Genomic DNA, 18,411 nt, shown 5'->3' on the forward strand with positions numbered 1-18,411 from the left:
CGGCCGGGGCGGTGGCACGGCGGTTCATGAGGCCGTCAGATCCCGGCCCAGCAGCTCGAACATCCCGTCGAGCAGCTCGAACATCTCGTCGTCCGTGGCCGATTCGATGTCGTCCAGCTCCAGGGCGGCGAGGGCGGACTGGACGCGGTCGAGTTCGGCGAGCGCCACGGTGTCCACGGACTCCTCGCCCGATGGCAGGAGTTCCTCCCGTAGCAGCACGGCGAGGTCGTCGGCGGTCGGGTAGTCGAAGACGAGGGTGACCGGCAGCCGCAGCCCGGTGGCGGCGTTCAGCCGGTTGCGCAGATCGACGGCGGTCAACGAGTCGAAGCCCAGCTCCTTGAAGGCCCGTCCGGTCTCGACCGCGCCCGCGTCGGCGTAGCCGAGGGCCGCGGCCGCCTGCTCGCTCACCAGCTCCACGAGGGCGGTGTGGCGGTCGGCCGGGCCGAGCTCCGCGAGCCGCGTGCGCAGCGCGGCGGCGCCACCGGCCTCCTCCCGCTCCGCTCCGGCCGGGTCCTGCCCGCTGCCGCCCGCCTCGGGCAGATCGGCGAGCAGCGGCAGCGGGCGGGTGGCGGACAGGGCGGGGGCAAAACGGCCCCAGTCGATATCGGCCGCGACGAGGAAACCGTCGCCCCGCGCGACCGTCTGCCGCAGCAGCTCCAGCGCCCGTGCGCCGTCGATGGGCGGCGCGCCGCGCCGTCGCAGCTGGTCCGCCACCTCGCCGTCGATCATCCCGCCGCCCGCCCAGGCGCTCCAGGCCACCGAGGTGGCGGGCAGGCCGTCCGCACGGCGCAGCTGGGCGAGCGCGTCGAGATACGCGCTGGCCGCCGCGTAGTTGCCCTGCCCGGCGGCGCCCACGGTGCCGGCGATCGAGGAGATCAGGACGAACGCGTCGAGGTCCAGGTCCCGGCCCTGGCCGCGGCCCCGGTCCCGGCCCCGGGTGAGCTCGTGCAGATGGCGCGCGCCCGCCACCTTGGGGCGCAGTACGGCCTCGATCCGCTCGGGGGTGAGCGCGTCGACGGTGGCGTCGTCCAGCGCGCCCGCGGCGTGCACCACGGCGGTCAGCGGGTGGTCCACGCCGTCGCGCGTGACCTGGTCCAGCAGGTGTGCCAGGGCCTCACGGTCGGCCACATCGCACGCGGCGACGGTCACCCGGGCGCCGCGCTCGGTCAGTTCGGCCTCCAGCTCGGCCGCGCCCGGGGCCCGGGGCCCGCGACGGCTGACCAGCACTACGTGTTCGGCACCCGCGTCGACCAGCCCGCGGGCGATCTGGGCACCGACGCCTCCGGTGCCACCGGTGATCAGGACGGTGCCGCGGGGCTGCCAGCGCTCACCGGAGCGGGTGGCCCCGGCCCGCCTGAGCCGCCGGGCGAGGGTGCCCGAGGCGCGGACGGCCAGCTGGTCCTCGCCGTCCTGGCCGGTCAGGGCGCGGGCGAGGGCCCTGAGTGCGCCGTCATCGAGCGTCTCGGGCAGATCGATCAGCCCGCCCCAGCGCTGCGGATGCTCCAGCGCCACCGCGCTGCCCAGGCCCCAGACGAGGGCTTGCGCGGGGGCTTCCAGGCGGTCGCCACCGCGGGTGGAGACGGCGCCGCGGGTGACACACCACAGGGGCGCGTCGACACCCGCCTCGCCCAGCGCCCGCACCAGGTCGAGGGTGGTGGCGAACCCGGTGGGGACGTCGGGGTGTTCCGGGTGCGGTGCCTCGTCGAGAGCGAGCAGGGACACCACGCCGCCGGGCGCCCCGGCGTCCCCGAGGGCCTCGGAGATACGGGCGGCGAGCCGGGCGCGGTCGGTGTCCTCCGGGCCGATGCGTACGGGGACGATCTCGATGCCGAGGGCGGCGAGCCCGGCGGTAATGGCCTCGGCGGCGGCGTCCTCCTTATCAGTGGGGCGCGCCTCGGCGGGCATCGCCACCAGCAGGCGGCCCGGGAGCGCGGGGGGCCTTTGTCCGTCGAGCGGTTGCCAGGCGACGCGGTAGCGCCAGGCGTCGAGCGCCGCCTGGTCGCTCAGCCGGGAACGCCACGACGAGAGCAGCGGAAGCACCTCGCTGAGCGGTGCGTCGGCGGCCGCGCCCAGTGTCGTCGTCAGCGCATCCAGGTCGGCCTTCTCGACCGCGGTCCAGAACTCCGCCTCCGCCGGGCCGGTGGCCGCCTCGGCGACCGGCCCGGTCTGGGGCTCGACCCAGTAGCGGGCGCGCTGGAACGCGTACGTGGGAAGGTCGACACGCCTGGCGCCCCGCCCCGCGAACAGCCCCCGCCAGTCCACCTCCGCGCCGTGGACGTAACCCTGGGCGAGCGAGAGCAGCATCCGCTCGGGGCCGCCCTCCTCGCGGCGCAGGGTGCCGATGACGGCGGCCGAGCCCTCGGCGGCCTCGACGGTGGCCTCGATGGCGGCGGCCAGCACGGGGTGCGGGCTCACCTCCACGAACAGCCGGTGGCCGCCGGTGAGCAGCGCCCGGGTGGCCGCTTCGAGCTGTACGGTCTCGCGCAGGTTGCGCGCCCAGTAGGCGGCGTCGAGCCCAGCCGTGTCCAGGGGTTCACCGGTGACCGTGGAGTGGAAGACGATCCGTGAGGTGCGCGGCCGGATGGGGGCGAGGATCCGCAGCAGTTCGTCGTGGATCTTCTCCACCTGCGCTGAGTGCGAGGCGTAGTCCACCGGGATCAGCTTCGCCCGTACGTCCTCGGCCTCGCACTCCGCCTGGAGTTCACGAAGGGCCTCCGGCTCCCCGGACACCACCACCGCGCCGGGGCCGTTGACCGCCGCCACCGAGATACGGCCGTCCCAGACGGCGATCCGCTCCCGCACCTCCTCGACCGGGAGCGACACGGACATCATGCCGCCGTGTCCGGCCAGCCCACGCGCGATGGCCTGCGACCGCAACGCCACCACCCGCGCCCCGTCCTCCAACGACAACCCACCCGCCACCACCGCAGCAGCGATCTCCCCCTGCGAATGCCCCACCACCGCCGCCGGAGTCACACCACACGCCCGCCACACCTCAGCCAACGACACCATCACCGCCCACAACGCCGGCTGCACCACATCCACCCGCCCCAACCCCGGACCCCCACCCCGCAACACCCCAACCAACGACCACTCCACAAACCCCGACAACGCCACCTCACACTCCGCCAACCGCCCCGCGAACACCGGCGACGAATCCAACAACTCCACCGCCATCCCCACCCACTGCGACCCCTGCCCCGGAAACACGAACACCGGACGGGCCTCCGGCACCGCCGCGCCCTCGCCGCGCACCACGCCCGTGGGCACCCCGCCGGAGGCCAACGCCTCCAGATGGCCTAGCAGTTGGGTGCGGTCCGCGCCCACCGCCGCGGCGCGGTATTCGAAGGCGGACCGTCCGGTGGCGAGCGAGTGGCCGACATCGGCCGGGGACGCCTCGGGGCGCTCGTGCAGATGGGCCAGCAGCCGCTCCGCCTGCGCCCGCAGGGCCGCTTCGCTCCTGCCGGAGAGCACCCAGGGGACGGCGGCGCCGCCGAGCGCGGTCCCGTCGAGGGCGGAGACGCCTTCTTCGTCGTCCTTCCCCTCGGCCGGGGCCTGTTCGAGGATGACATGGGCGTTGGTGCCGCTCACGCCGAACGCGGACACCCCGGCGCGGCGCGGACGCCCGCGCTCGGGCCACTCCCGGGCCTCGGTCAGCAGCTCGACCGCGCCGGAGGACCAGTTGACGGCCGCGGAGGCCTGCTCGACGTGGAGTGTCCTCGGCAGCGTCCCGTTGCGCAGCGCCATCACCGTCTTGATGACCCCGCCGACCCCGGCCGCCGCCTGGGTGTGGCCGATGTTGGACTTGAGCGAGCCGAGCCACAGCGGATGGCCGGGGGTGCGGCCCTTGCCGTACGTGGCGAGCAGCGCGCCCGCCTCGATGGGATCGCCGAGCGCGGTGCCCGTGCCATGGGCCTCGACGGCGTCGACGTCGTCCACCGTGAGCCCGGCGGCGGTCAGTGCCGCCTCGATGACCCGGCGCTGGGCGGGGCCGTTGGGCGCGGCGAGGCCGTTGCTGGCGCCGTCCTGGTTCATGGCGCTGGAGCGCAGCACGGCGAGGACCGGGTGGCCGTTCCGGCGGGCGTCGGACAGCCGCTCCAGCAGCACCATTCCCGCGCCCTCGCCCCAGCCGGTGCCGTCGGCGCCCGCGGCGAAGGACTTGCAGCGGCCGTTGGCGGCCAGTCCGCGCTGATGGCTGAACTCGACGAAGACACCGGGGGTGGCCATGACCGCCACCCCTCCGGCCAGCGCCAGCGAGCATTCGCCGCGGCGCAGCGCCTGGGCCGCCAGATGCATGGTCACCAGCGAGGACGAGCAGGCGGTGTCCAGGGTGATGGCCGGTCCCTCGAGGCCGAGGGTGTAGGAGATCCGGCCGGAGGCCACGCTGGAGACGTTGCCGATGAGCAGATGGCCCTCGACGCTCTGCGGGGCGTGCTGCGGGTCCCCGCCGTACTGGAACGAGGCGAGCCCCACATAGACCCCGGCCCTGGTGCCCTTCAGCGAGAGCGGGTCGATGCCCGCGCGTTCGATCGCCTCCCAGGACACCTCCAGCAGCAGCCGCTGCTGAGGGTCCATGGCCAGCGCCTCGCGCGGGGAGATGCCGAAGAAGGCCGGGTCGAACTGGTCGGCGTCGTGGACGAAGCCGCCTTCGCGGGTGTTGCAGGTGCCGGACCGGCCCGGGTCGGGGTCATAGAGTCCCTCGACGTCCCAGCCCCGGTTGGCGGGGAACTCCGAGATCGCGTCGCGACCCTCGGCCACCAGCCGCCACAGGTCCTCCGGGGAGCGGACACCGCCGGGGAAGCGGCAGCCCATCGAGACGATGGCGATCGGCTCCCGCTCGTCGGCCTCGATCCGCTCCAGCCGGTCACGGGCCTGCTTGAGGTCGGAGGAGACCCGCTTGAGGTAGGTGAGGAGTTTCTCTTCGTTCTCGTTCGCCATCAGGAAGCCCCGAATTCGTTGTCGATGAAGTCGAAGACCTCGTCGGCGGTAGCGGAGAGGAGGCCGGTTTCGGGGGACGGCCCGCCGGTGTGGTCCCCGGGCGTGCCGCCCAGCTTCGCCATGAGGTCGTTCAGACGCCCCGTCAGCCGCTCCCGCACCCCGTCGTCGGCCATCAGCTCGGGCAGCGCGGACTCCCATCGGTCCAGGTCGTCGAGGAGGGTGCGCGCGTCCACGGGGCGGGCCGATGGCAGCTCGCCGCGGAGGTACTCGGCCAGTGGCGCGGGCGCCGGATAGTCGAAGACGAGGGTGGCGGGCAGGTCGAGTCCGGTGACCGCGGCCAGCCGGTTGCGCAGTTCGACGGCGGTGAGCGAATCGAAGCCCAGCTCCTTGAACGGACGGCCGCCGGCGACCGCGTCGGACGAGGAGTGGCCGAGCACGGCCGCCGCCTGGGCGTGCACCAGGTCCCGCAGCGCCCGGTCCAGGTCTTCGCCCGTCAGGCCCGCGAGGCTCGCCAGGAAGGTGTCCGCCACGTCGTCCGGCCCGGCGGTGTCGGGGGCCGCGGTGGTGGCGAGGGCGTCGCGCACCTCCGGCAGCCCGCCGATCAGCGGCCGGGGGCGCGCGGCGGTGAAGCCGGGGACGAAGCGGTCCCAGCGCACATCGGCGAGGACGAGGGAGGTCTCACCGGTGTGCAGCGCCTCGCTCAGCGCGGCCACCGCCAACTCCGGTGCCATCGCGGGCAGTCCACGGCGGCTGAGGTGCTCCGCCACCTCGCCGTGCTCGATCATGCCGTGGTCGGCCCAGGGGCCCCAGGCCACCGAGGTGGCGGGGAGACCGCGTGCCTCGCGGTGCTCGGCGAGGGCGTCCAGGTAGGCGTTGGCGGCCGCGTAGGCGCTCTGCCCGCCGCTCCCCCAGGTGGCGGCGATGGATGAGAAGAGCACGAACGCCTCGAGGTGGTCCGGGTCCAGCGACGCGTCCAGATGGGCGGCGCCCAGCACCTTGCCGTCGGCCATCTCCGCGAAGTCGGCCACCGTACTGTCGGCGAGCTGGGAGAACTCCACGACGCCCGCGGCGTGGAAGACGGCGTGCACCGGGTCGCCCCCGGTGGTGATCCGGCGCAGCAGCGCCGCCACCTCGTCGCGGTCGCGGACGTCGCACGCCGCCACCGTCACCCGGACACCGCCCTCGCCCAGCGCGAGCAGCTCGTCGCGCAGTTCGGCGGCGCCGGGCGCCGCGATGCCTCGGCGGCTGGTCAGCACGAGGTGTTCGGCGCCGGAGCGGGCCAGCCAGCGGGCCACCTGGGCGCCGAGCCCGCCGGTGCCCCCGGTGATCAGCACGGTGCCGTGCGGCTTCCAGCTCTCCCGGCCCCGTGTGCGCAGCGGCGCCCGGACGAGCCGTCGGACGAACACCCCGGCGTCGCGGAGGGCGAGTTGGTCCTCCGGACCGCTGTCGCCGGGGATGCCGGGGATGCCGGGCATGCCGGAGAGCGCGGCGCACAGCCGGTCCGCCGTCCGTTCGTCGAGGTTCCCGGGGAGGTCGACCAGACCGCCCCACCGCTGGGGGTGCTCCAGGGCAACGACCCGGCCGAGGCCCCAGGTGGCGGCCTGTGCGGGGCTGCCGAGCGGATCCGATCCGCTCACCGAGACAGCGCCGGTGGTGGCGAGCCACAGCGGGGCGGCGACACCGGCGTCGCCCAGCGCCTGGATCAGCCCGACGTTGAGGGCCAGACCGGTGGTGAGCGCGGTGTGTTCGGGGTGCGGATCGTCGTCGAGGGCGAGCAGCGAGAGCACACCGGCCGGTGTGCCACCGGTGTCCGCCTCGTGGCGCAGCCGCGCGGCGAGCGCGTCACGGCTCGTCGTGGCCACGGTGAGGGGCACGACGCGCGCCCCGCGCCGGTCGAGGGCGGCCGCCACGGCGGCGACCTGCGCGCCGTCCGCCCGGCCCTCGGGCACGGCCACCCACCAGGTGCCGGGCAGCGGCGCCGTACGCTCCTCGACGGCCACCGGGGACCAGGTGATCCGGTAGCGCCAGGAGTCCACGGTGGCGCGGTCGCTCTGGCCCCGGCGCCAGGAGGAGAGCGCGGGCAGCAGTTCGCCGAGCCGCGCCTGCTGGTCGATCTCCAGGGTGGTGGTCAGCGCCTCCAGGTCCTCGCGCTCGACCGCCTCCCAGAAGCGGGCCTCCACGGAGGCCGCGTCCGTGGTGGCGGCGGCGGTCGGCGTTCCCGGCGTGGCAGGGTCGAACCAGTAGCGCTGCCGCTGGAAGGCGTACGTGGGCAGCTCCACCCGATGCGCACCGCGCCCGGCGAACACCGCCTCCCAGTCGACGTCTCCGCCATGCGCGTGTACGTGGGCGACACCGGACAGCAGCGCCTCGGTCTCGTCGCGATCCTTGCGCAGCAGGGGGACGAACGCGGCCGGGCCGGAGACGCATTCCTGGCCCATGGCGGCAAGCACACCGGCCGGGCCGAGCTCCACAAAGCGGGTGACACCCTGCGCCTCGAGGAACCGTATGCCGTCCCCGAAACGGACCGCCTGACGCACATGGCGCACCCAGTACTCCGGTGAGCACACCTCCTCGCCCGCCAACTCGCCCGTGACGTTCGAAACGATCGCGATGCGCGGCATGGCGTAGGTGATCCGGCCCGCCACCTCGGCGAACTCGGCCAGCATCCCCTCCATCAGCGGTGAGTGGAACGCATGCGAGACGCTCAGCCGCTTGCTCTTGACCCCCGCCGCCTCCGCGACCGCGAGCACCGCCGACTCCTCACCGGAGATCACGGTGGCCGACGGGCCGTTGACCGCGGCCACGCTCACCCGGTCCTCATAACCGGCCAGCCGCGGCAGCACCTCGGCCTCCGGGGCCTTCAGCGACACCATCGCGCCGCCCACGGGCAGCGCCTGCATCAGCCGACCACGCGCCGCGACGAGAGCGGCGGCGTCCCCCAGGGAGAACACCCCCGCCACATGGGCGGCGGCAAGCTCGCCCACCGAATGGCCCACCAGGAAGTCCGGTCGCAAGCCCAAGGACTCGACCAGCCGGAACAGCGCCACCTCCAGGGCGAACAGCCCGGTCTGGGTGAACACCGTCCGGTCCAGCACCTCGGGGTCCGCACCGAAGACCACCTCCCGCACCGAACCGTCCAGATGACGGTCCAGCTCCGCGCAGACCTCGTCGAACGCCGCCGCGAACACCGGGAACGCGGCGTACAACTCCCGCCCCATGCCCAGCCGTTGCGCACCCTGCCCGGTGAACAGGAACGCCGTCCTGCCCTCGTCGTCGGCCACCGTGTCCGGGGTGACGCCCGCGGCGAGTTGCTCCAGGCCGTTCAGCAGCTCCTTCTGGTCGCGGCCGACGAGCGCCGCCCGGTGGCCGAAGGCGGACCGGGTCAGCGCCAGCGAGTAGCCCACATCCACCGGATCCAGCCCCGGCCGCGCCGCCACATACGACCGCAGCCGCTCCGCCTGGGCGCGCAACGCGTCCTCGGTACGTCCGGACACCACCCACGGCACCACATCGGCACGCACCGACGGCTCCGGCTCCGGCTCCCGTTCGGTGACCGGGTTCGCGGGCGGCTCCTCCAGGATGAGATGGGCGTTGGTGCCGCTGATACCGAAGGCGGACACTCCGGCGCGCCGCACCCGCTCGCCCGCGGGCCACTCCCTGGCCTCGGTCAGCAGCTCGACCGCCCCGGCCGTCCAGTCCACATGCGGGGTGGGCTCCTTGACGTGGAGTGTCCTGGGCAGCAGGCCGTGGCGCATCGCCATGACCATCTTGATGACACCGGCGCCGCCGGCCGCGCCCTGAGTGTGGCCGATGTTGGACTTCAACGCGCCCAGCCTCAGCGGCCGTTCGGCCTCCCGGCCCTGGCCGTAGGCGGCGAGGATGGCCTGGGCCTCGATCGGGTCGCCGAGCGTGGTGCCGGTGCCATGGGCCTCGACGGCGTCCACCTCGGCCGCCGACAGCCCGGCGTTCGCCAGCGCCTGCCGGATCACCCGCTGCTGGGAGGGGCCGTTGGGGGCGGTGAGGCCGTTGCTGGCGCCGTCCTGGTTGACGGCCGAGCCGCGCACCAGCGCCAGTACCTCATGGCCGTTGGCCCGGGCGTCGGACAGCCGCTCCAGGAGCACCATGCTGACGCCCTCGCCCCAGCTGGTGCCGTCGGTGTCGGAGGAGAACGCCTTCGACCTGCCGTCGGGGGCGAGCCCGCGCTGCCTGCTGAACTCGATGAACAGGCTCGGCGTCGACATCATCGTCGTGCCACCCGCCAGCGCCATCGAGCATTCGCCCTGGCGCAGCGCCTGCGCCGCCTGGTGGATGGCGACCAGGGAGGAGGAGCACGCGGTGTCGATGGTGAGCGCCGGGCCCTCCCAGCCGAGGGAGTAGGCGATACGGCCGGAGACCACACTGGCGGCCTTGCCGGTCAGCAGGTAACCCTCCATGTCCTCGGGGATCTCGCCCAGCCGCGAGGCGTAGTCCTGGCCGGTGGAGCCGATGAACACGCCCGCCGTGCTGCCCTTCGTGGAGTGCGGGTCGATCCCGGCGCGCTCCAGCGCCTCCCAGGAGGTCTCCAGCAGCAGCCGCTGCTGGGGGTCCATGGCGAGCGCCTCACGCGGGGAGATCCCGAAGAACTCGGGGTCGAAGTCGTAGGCGTCGTAGAGGAAGCCGCCTTCCTTGGCGTAACTCCTGCCCGGCGTATCGGGGTTGGGGTCGTAGAGCTCCTCGACGTTCCAGCCGCGGTCGGTCGGGAAGGTCGAGATCACATCGCGGCCGTCCGCCACCAGCTCCCACAGGTCCTCGGGGCCGCGGACCCCGCCGGGCAGCCGGCAGCTCATGGCCACGATGGCGATCGGATCGTCGTCGGCGGGGCGGACGGCGGCCACCACGGCCGCCACTTCCGCCCGCTCGCCCAGTGCCTCGCGCCGCAAGTGGTCCACCAGCACGGCGGGGGTCGGGTAGTCGAAGAGGAGGGTGGTCGGCAGCCGCAGCCCGGTGGCGGCGCCCAGCCGGTTGCGCAACTCCACGGCGGTCAGGGAGTCGAAGCCGACCTCCCGGAAGGCGCGGGTGGCCTCGATGTCGTCCGGGGCGGCGAGCCCCAGCACCCCCGCCGCGTGTTCCCGCACCAGGTCCAGCAGGAACGGGTCCCGGTCGGCCGCCGGCAGGGCGGCCAGCCGCCGCCCGAACGAGCTCTCATCGCTCTCCGCGGCCCCGCCTCCGCCACCGGCCCGTACGACGCGGCGAACCGGCGTCCGGACCAGGCCGCGCAGATGGGCCGGTACGGCGTCCTGGCCGGGAGTGGCGGCGGCGCTCGCGGCGCGCTTGCGCAGTTCGGCCAGGTCGAGCCGGACGGGCACCAGCGTGGCATCGCCCGCCGCCCGCGCGGCGTCGAAGAGCTCCATGCCCTCCGCGCTGGGCAGCGGACGGATGCCGGAGCGCGCCATGCGCCGCACATCGGCGTCGTCCAGATGCCCGCTCATGCCGCTGCGCTGCTCCCACAGGCCCCAGGCGAGGGACTGGGCGGCCAGGCCGCGGGCCGTGCGGTGCTGGGCGAGGGAGTCCAGGAAGGCGTTGGCGGCGGCGTAGTTGGCCTGTCCGGCGTTGCCGATGGTGGCGACGACGGAGGAGTAGAGCACGAACGCGGCCAGGTCGTGGTCCGCGGTCAGCTCGTGCAGATTCCACGCGGCGTCCACCTTGGGCCGCAGCACCCGGTCCAGCCGCTCGGGGTTCAGCGCGTCCACGACGCCGTCGTCGAGCACACCCGCCGCGTGGATCACGGCCGTCAGTGGATGTGCGGCGGGTATCGCGCCGAGAAGCCCGGCGAGCGCTTCCCGGTCGGCGGCATCGCACGCGGCGACGGTGACGCCGGCCCCCAACTCGGCCAGCTCGGAGCGGAGTTCGCCCATACCGTCGGCCGCCGGCCCACGCCGACTGACCAGCAGCAGATGCCGTACGCCGTGCTCGCCCACCAAATGACGGGCGACGAGCCCACCGAGGGTCCCGGTGGCGCCGGTGATGAGAACGGTGCCTTCGGGGTCCAGCGGTCGGTGGCTGTCGGCAGGTCCGGTGGCCCGGGTGGCGGGGGCCTCGGCAGCCTTGGTGGCGGCGACCCTGGTGGCCTCGGTGGCGGCGGCAGTGCCAGTGGCACCGGCCCCCTTGGCGGCGGCAGCCCCGGCAGCTCCGGTGGCGGCAACCTCGGCAACCCCAGTGGCGGCGGCCCCGGTGAGCCCGGTGGCGTGGGCTCCGGTAGGCCCGGCGGTGGTGGCCCCGGCAGCTCCGATGGCGGCAACCGCGGCGGGCTCGGTGACCCCGGTGGTGGTGGCCTCGATGGCTCCTGTGGTCTCCCCCGCGACCCCGGCCCCGGCAAGCCCGGTGGCCGTGGCCTCGGTAGCCGTGGCAATCCTGGTGGCGGTGCCAGCAGCTCCGGTGGCGGGCGCCTCGGCGGCCGCCGTCCCTCTCGCCACCCGACCCAGCCGGGGCACCCTCACCCGGCCCTCGCGGACCGCGCACTGGGGTTCGCCGGAGGCCATCGCGGCCGGGAGAGCGGTCGCCGACTCCGGCTCGGCGTCGAGGTCGACGAGGACGAAGCGGCCGGGGTGTTCCGACTGGGCCGAACGCACCAGGCCCCATACGGCGCCGTGGGCCACGTCCGGGACCTCTTCGCCGGGGGCGGCCGCGACCGCGCCGCGGGTGACGAACACCAGCCGGGAGGAGGCGAGGCGTTCATCGGAGATCCAGCGCTGGATCAGCGCCAGCGTTCGGTGGGTGGCCGCGTGGGCCGCCTCCGCCACGTCGCCGTCGCCCTCGGCGACGCACGGCACCAGCACCGCGTCCGGTGCATCCGCCGTCTCGTCGTAGGGCACCGCGTCCACGGCCGCGGAGAGCCCGAGCGGGTCGTCGCCGAGCACCGCCCAGCTCGCCGGAGTTCCGGTCGCGGTGGTGTCCGCGGCGGACACCGCGGGCCACTCCAGGCGGAACAGCGACGGGTGGAGGGCGGAATGACCGCCGATCGGTTCGGGCGTGGCCACCGCGCGCAGCACGAGCCGCTCCACCGAGGCCACCGGGGCGCCGCTCGGGTCGGCCGCGACGACCGCGTACGTATCGGGACCAGTCGGCGTCAGCCGTACCCGCAGCGCCGTGGCGCCCGTGGCGTGCAGGGCGACACCGCTCCATGCGGCGGCCAGCCGCGCCCCGCCGCCATCGCCGCCATCGCCGCCGTCGCCGCCGTCGCTATCGTCGGCACCGTCCGGGGTTTCCACCGCGTCCAGCGCCGACTCCAGCAGCACCGGGTGCAGTCCGTAGCGTCCGGCGTCGGCCTCCTCGGCCTCGGTCAGCCCGACCTCGACGTAGCGGTCCTCACCGAGTCGCCAGGCGGCTACGGCGCCTCCCGCCGCTTCCACCGGGACGGCGTCGGCCGGGGGCCACGCGGCGAGGCCGATGCCGGCAGCCGGGGCACCCGTGCCCAGGACCGCCGTGGCGTACCGCGTCCACGGCTCGTCGGAGTCGGCGCCCTCGGCGCGCGCGTGGACGCTGAGGGCGCGCGAGCCCCCGCCGTCCGGGGCGCCGACGCGCACCTGGATCACCGCTGCGCCCTTCTCGGGCAGCACCAGCGGCGCGTCCAGGGACAGTTCCTCGATCCGGTCGCAGCCGACCTGGTCGCCCGCGCGGATCGCCAGTTCGGCGAGGGCGCTGCCGGGGAGCACGGCGGCGTCGGGGCCGGTGCGCTCAGTCAGCCAGGGGTGGTCCGGTGCGGAGATCCGGCCGGTGAACAGGTGGTCGTCCGCGCCCGCCAGCGGAACCGCCGCGCCGAGCAGCGGATGCCCGGCGGCGTCGAGCCCGGCCGCCGCCACATCGCTCGCCGCGACCGGCTTGTCCAGCCAGTACCGCTGCCGCTGGAACGGATACGTCGGCAGCTCCAGGGCACGCTCACCGCGCCCCGGCGCGCCCCCGAACACCGCGTCCCACGCCGGTTCGACACCCTGGACGTATGCCTCGGCGAACGAGCCGGCGAAGCGCTCCGGGTCGCCCTCGTCCCGGCGCAGTGTGCCGACGACGACGGCGGCGTTCCCGCCCGCGTCCTCGATGGTCTGCTGGAGCGACATGGCGAGCATGGGGTGCGGGGCGCATTCGACGAACGCCGTGTGGCCGTCGGCCAGCAGCGCCCGGGTGGCGCGCTCGAAGTCCACCGGCTCGCGCATGTTCCGGTACCAGTAGTCGGTGTCCAGCTCGGCGGTGTCCAGCGGCCCGCCGGTCACCGTGGAGTAGTACGCGATCCGCGAGGCGCGCGGCCGCACCCCCGCCACCTCGCGCAGCAGCCGCTCGCGCAACCCGTCGACCTGCGGGGAGTGCCCGGCGGTGTCCACGCCCGGCACCCGGCGGGACTTCACCCCGTCGGCGGCGAGCTCGGCCATGAAGGCGTCCAGGGCCTCCGGGTCGCCGGAGACGGTCACGGTGGCGGGGCTGTTGACGGCGGCGATGCCGAGCCGTTCGCTCCACGGCCGCAGCCGCTCCGCGACCGTCCCGGCCGACGCGAGCACCGAGAGCATGCCGCCCTTGCCGCTCAACTCGGCCCATGCCTGGCTGCGCCGGGCCACCACCTTGGCGGCGTCCTGGAGCGAGAGCCCTCCGGCCACGTACGCGGCTGCGATCTCGCCCTGCGAATGCCCCACCACCGCGGCCGGTTCGACACCGTACGAGCCCCACAGCGCCGCCAGCGACACCATCACCGCGAACAGCGCGGGCTGCACCACGTCGATACGGGACAGCGACGGCGCGCCCGGCTCACCGCGCAGCACCTCGCGCAACGACCAGTCCAGGAACGGCTCCAGGGCGTCGGCGCACTCCTCCAGCCGCTCCGCGAAGACCGGCGAGGCGTCCCACAGCGGAAGCGCCATCCCGATCCACTGCGAGCCCTGCCCGGGGAAGACGAACACGGTCTTCCGCCGGCCGTCCGCCGTGCCCTGGACCACCTGGGGCGCCGGGGTGCCCTGCGCGAGCGCGCCGAGGCCGTCCAGGAGCCGCTCCCGGTCCCGGCCGAGGATCATCGCCCGGTGGCCGAAGGCCGTGCGGGTGGTGGCGAGGGCGTGGCCGAGTGCCGCGAGGTCGGTGCCCGGGTGGTCGGCCAGGTGGTTCCGCAGCTGCTCGGCCCGGGTGCGCAGGGCCTGTTCGGTGCGCCCGGACAGCACCCAGGGCAGCACGGGCAGCCCCGGGGCCGCCGGGCGCGGCTCGTCGTGGCCGGCGGCCGGTTCGGCCGGGGCCTGCTCCAGGATGGCGTGTGCGTTGGTGCCGCTGATGCCGAAGGACGACACGCCCGCGCGCCGCGGCCGCTGGGTCTCCGGCTCCGGCCACGGCCGGGCCTCGGTCAGCAGCTCCACGGCCCCGGACGACCAGTCCACATGCGGCGAGGGATCGTGTATGTGCAGGGTCTGGGGCAGGACACCGTGGCGCAGCGCCATCACCATCTTGATGACCCCGGCCACGCCCGCCGCCGCCTGGGGGTGGCCGACGTTGGACTTCAGCGAGCCCAGCCACAGCGGCCGGTCCGCGACGCGGTCCTGGCCGTACGTGGCCAGCAGCGCGCCCGCCTCGATGGGATCGCCGAGCGAGGTGCCGGTGCCGTGCGCCTCGACCGCGTCCACATCGGCCGTGCTCAGCCCCGCGTCGGCCAGCGCCTGCCGGATGACCCGCTGCTGGGCCGGGCCGCTCGGGGCGGTGAGGCCGTTGCTCGCGCCGTCCTGGTTGGTGGCGGAGCCACGGACCAGCGCCAGCACCTGGTGGCCGTTGCGCCGCGCGTCCGACAGCCGTTCCAGCAGCACCATGCCCACGCCCTCGCCCCAGCCGGTGCCGTTGGCGTCGGACGAGAACGCCTTGCAGCGGCCGTCGGGCGACAGGGCTTTCTGGCGGCTCAGCTCCACGAAGATCCCGGGGCTGGACATCACGGTGGCGCCACCGGCCAGCGCCAGCGAGCACTCGCCCTGGCGCAGCGACCGTACGGCCATGTGCAGGGCCACCAGGGAGGACGAGCAGGCCGTGTCGACGGTGACCGCCGGGCCCTCGAGACCCCAGGTGTAGGCGATCCGGCCGGAGGCGACGCTGGTGGTGCCGCCGGTCAGCAGATAGCCCTCGAAACCTTCCGACGCCTCGTCCATCCGCGGCCCGTAGTCCTGCGGCATGGCGCCGACGAACACACCGGCGTCGCTGCCCTTGAGCGTGGTGGGGTCGATCCCGGCGCGCTCGAACGCCTCCCACGCGGTCTCCATCAGCAGCCGCTGCTGGGGGTCCATCGCCTGGGCCTCGCGGGGGCTGATGCCGAAGAAGGCCGGGTCGAACTGGTCGGCCTCGTAGAGGAATCCGCCCTCGCGCACATAGCTGGTGCCGTGGCGGGCCGGGTCCGGGTCGTAGAGCCCCTCCAGGTCCCAGCCCCGGTTGGCGGGGAAGCCCGCGATGGCGTCCCGGCCCTCGCTGACCAGCTGCCACAGCTGCTCGGGGGTGCGCACCCCGCCGGGGAGGCGGCAGCTCATCGCCACGATGGCGATCGGGTCGTCGTGGTCGTTGGTGACGGTCCGGGTGGCGGTCCGGGTGGCGGTCCGGCGCGCGGCCACGGCCGCCGGGGAGCCCGTCACCACGTCCCGGAGGTGGTGGGAGAGGGCCAGCGGGGTGGGGTGGTCGAAGAGGACGGCCCCGGCAAGCCGCGTTCCGGTGGCGGTGCTGAGGAGGTTGCACAGCTCGACGGACATCAGCGAGTCGAAGCCGAGGTCCTTGAAGATCTTCTCGGGGTCGACGGCGTCGGGGCCCGGGGAGCCCAGGACCCAGGCGGTGTGCGTACGGACCAGCTCCAGCGCCACGCGCTCGCGCTCGGCGGCGTCGGTCAGGGCCGCGAACTCCTCACGCCACGAGAGGGGTTCATCGGTGGCGGCGTCCTCGGTGCCCGGGAGGTCGGTGTCCAGCCAGTAGCGCTGCCGCTGGAAGGCGTACGTGGGCAGCTCCACCCGATGCGCACCGCGCCCGGCGAACACCGCCTCCCAGTCGACCTCGCCACCGTGAGCGTGCACCTGGGCGACACCGGAGAGCAGTGCCTCGGTCTCGTCGCGGTCCTTGCGCAGCAGCGGTACGAACGCGGCCGGGCCGGAGACGCACTCGCGGCCCATGGCGGCAAGCACACCGGCCGGGCCGAGCTCCACAAAGCGGGTGACGCCCTGCGCTTCGAGGAACCGTATGCCGTCCCCGAAACGGACCGCCTGACGCACATGGCGCACCCAGTACCCCGGCGAGCACACCTCCTCGCCCGCCAACTCGCCCGTGAGGTTCGAAACGATCGCGATGCGCGGCATGGCGTAGGTGATCCGGCCCGCCACCTCGGCGAACTCGGCCAGCATCCCCTCCATCAGCGGCGAGTGGAACGCATGCGAGACACTCAGCCGCTTGCTCTTGACCCCCACCGCCTCCGCGACCGCGAGCACCGCCGACTCCTCACCGGAGATCACGGTGGCCGACGGGCCATTGACCGCCGCCACGCTCACCCGGTCCTCGAAACCGGCCAGCCGCGGCAGCACCTCGGCCTCCGAGGCCTTCAGCGACACCATCGCACCGCCCACAGGCAGCGCCTGCATCAGCCGACCCCGGGCCGCCACCAGCGCACAGGCGTCCTCAAGCGAGAACACCCCCGCCACATGCGCCGCCGCCAACTCCCCCACCGAATGCCCCACCAGGAAGTCCGGCGCCAGACCCCAGGACTCGACCAGCCGGAACAGCGCCACCTCCAGAGCGAACAGCCCGGTCTGGGTGAACACCGTCCGGTCCAGCGCCTCGGGGTCCACACCGAAGACCACCTCCCGCACCGAACCGTCCAGATGACGGTCCAGCTCCGCGCAGACCTCGTCGAACACCGCCGCGAACACCGGGAACGCGGCACACAACTCCCGCCCCATGCCGAGCCGTTGAGCGCCCTGCCCGGTGAACAGGAACGCCGTCCCACCGACGCCCGCCACCGCCCCTGGGACCACGCCCGTGGCGAGCTGGTCAAGGCCGTTCAGCAGCTCCTTCTGGTCGCGGCCGACGAGCGCCGCCCGGTGGCCGAAGGCGGACCGGGTCAGCGCCAGCGAGTAGCCCACGTCCACCGGATCCAGCTCCGGCCGCGCCGCCACATACGACCGCAGCCGCCGCGCCTGGGCCCGCAGCGCCGCCTCACCGCGGGCCGACAGCACCCACGGCACGGTGTCGAGGGCCGTCGGGCGCTCCGCGGCCGGGACATCGGCGGGTGCCTCCTCAAGCACCATGTGCACATTGGTGCCGCCCATGCCGAACGAGCTGACGCCCGCGAGCCGTGGGGCGTCCGCCTCCGCGGCCCAGACGTCGAGGGCGGTCTGGACCGTGAGGCCCAAGGTGTCCAGGGGGATCGCGGGGTTCGGCGTCTCGTGGTTGAGGCTCGGGAACAGCTCGCGGTGGGCGAGTGAGAGCACCGTCTTGATGAGGCCGGTGATGCCGGCCGCGCCTTCGAGGTGGCCCACGTTCGTCTTGGCGGAGCCGACCCGCAGGGGCGCGCCGTCCGCCCGTCCGGCGCCGAGGACCGCGCCCAGCGCCGCGGCCTCGACCGGGTCGCCGACCTTGGTGCCGGTGCCGTGCAGTTCGACGTACTGGACCCGGGCGGGGTCGACCCCGGCGCGCTCGTAGGCGGCGCGCAGCATGGCCTCCTGTCCGTGGGCCGCGGGGGTGGTGAGGCTGTCGCCGCCGCCGTCGTTGTTGGCGTCGGAGCCGCGGATCACACCCAGCACGGGGTCGCCGTCGCGCAGCGCGTCCGGGAGCCGCTTGAGCACGACGAGGCCGCCGCCCTCGCCGCGCACATAGCCGTTGGCGCGGGCGTCGAAGGTGAAGGAGCGGCCGTCCGGGGAGAGCGCGCCGAACCGGGAGGCGGCGATGAAGCCGTCGGGGGCGAGATTGAGCTGGACGCCGCCCGCGACGGCGGTCTCGGTCTCGCCGCGCCGCAGGCTCTCGCAGGCCAGGTGCACGGCGGCCAGGGAGGAGGACTGCCCGGTGTCCACGGCCACGCTCGGGCCGCGCAGCCCGAGGGCGTAGGAGACCCGGTTGGCGATGATGCCGCGGTTCAGCCCGGTGAGGGTGTGCTGGGTGATGGCGGCCGGTTCGCCGCGGTGCACCAGGGCCGCGTAGTCGTCGGCGATGGCGCCGATGAAGACGCCGGTGCGGCTGCCCTCGAGTTGCGCGGGGACGAGTCCGGCGTTTTCCAGGGCCTCCCAGCACAGTTCCAGCGCGAGCCGCTGCTGGGGGTCCATCGCCCGTGCCTCTCGGGGTGAAATCCCGAAGAACTCCGGATCGAACTCGGCCGCTCTTTCGACGAACCCGCCGAATCGAATACCGGCGTCCCGGAGCTCATCGGCACACCGGTCCGCCGGGATCTCCGTGATGGCGCTCTCTCCATTGCGCAGCAACTGCCGGAACTCATCCGGGGTCGATGCGCCCGGCACGCGACAT

The 18,411-nt window shown here is 74.4% G+C and carries 2 protein-coding genes; both read right to left on the reverse strand.

All coding sequences use genetic code 11. The features are described from left to right. Nucleotides 1-24: 24 nt before the first annotated feature. Nucleotides 25-4,938, reverse strand: a complete 4,914-nt coding sequence (locus tag JK364_RS05660; protein WP_201848059.1) for a type I polyketide synthase — start codon at nt 4,936-4,938, stop codon at nt 25-27. After that, a complete protein-coding gene (locus tag JK364_RS57995; RefSeq protein ID WP_443732257.1) occupies nt 4,938-18,404 on the reverse strand; it encodes a type I polyketide synthase in 13,467 nt (4,488 codons plus the stop codon). Before JK364_RS57995 ends, JK364_RS05660 begins: the two co-directional genes overlap by 1 nt. Nucleotides 18,405-18,411 lie beyond the last annotated feature (7 nt).

This window comes from Streptomyces endocoffeicus (assembly GCF_016741935.1).
Classification (GTDB): Bacteria; Actinomycetota; Actinomycetes; order Streptomycetales; family Streptomycetaceae; genus Streptomyces; species Streptomyces endocoffeicus.

Coding starts and splice junctions, on each gene's coding strand:
- JK364_RS05660 (WP_201848059.1), bottom strand. CDS start 4,938: ATGGCGAACGAGAACGAAGAGAAACTCCTCACCTACCTCAAGCGGGTC.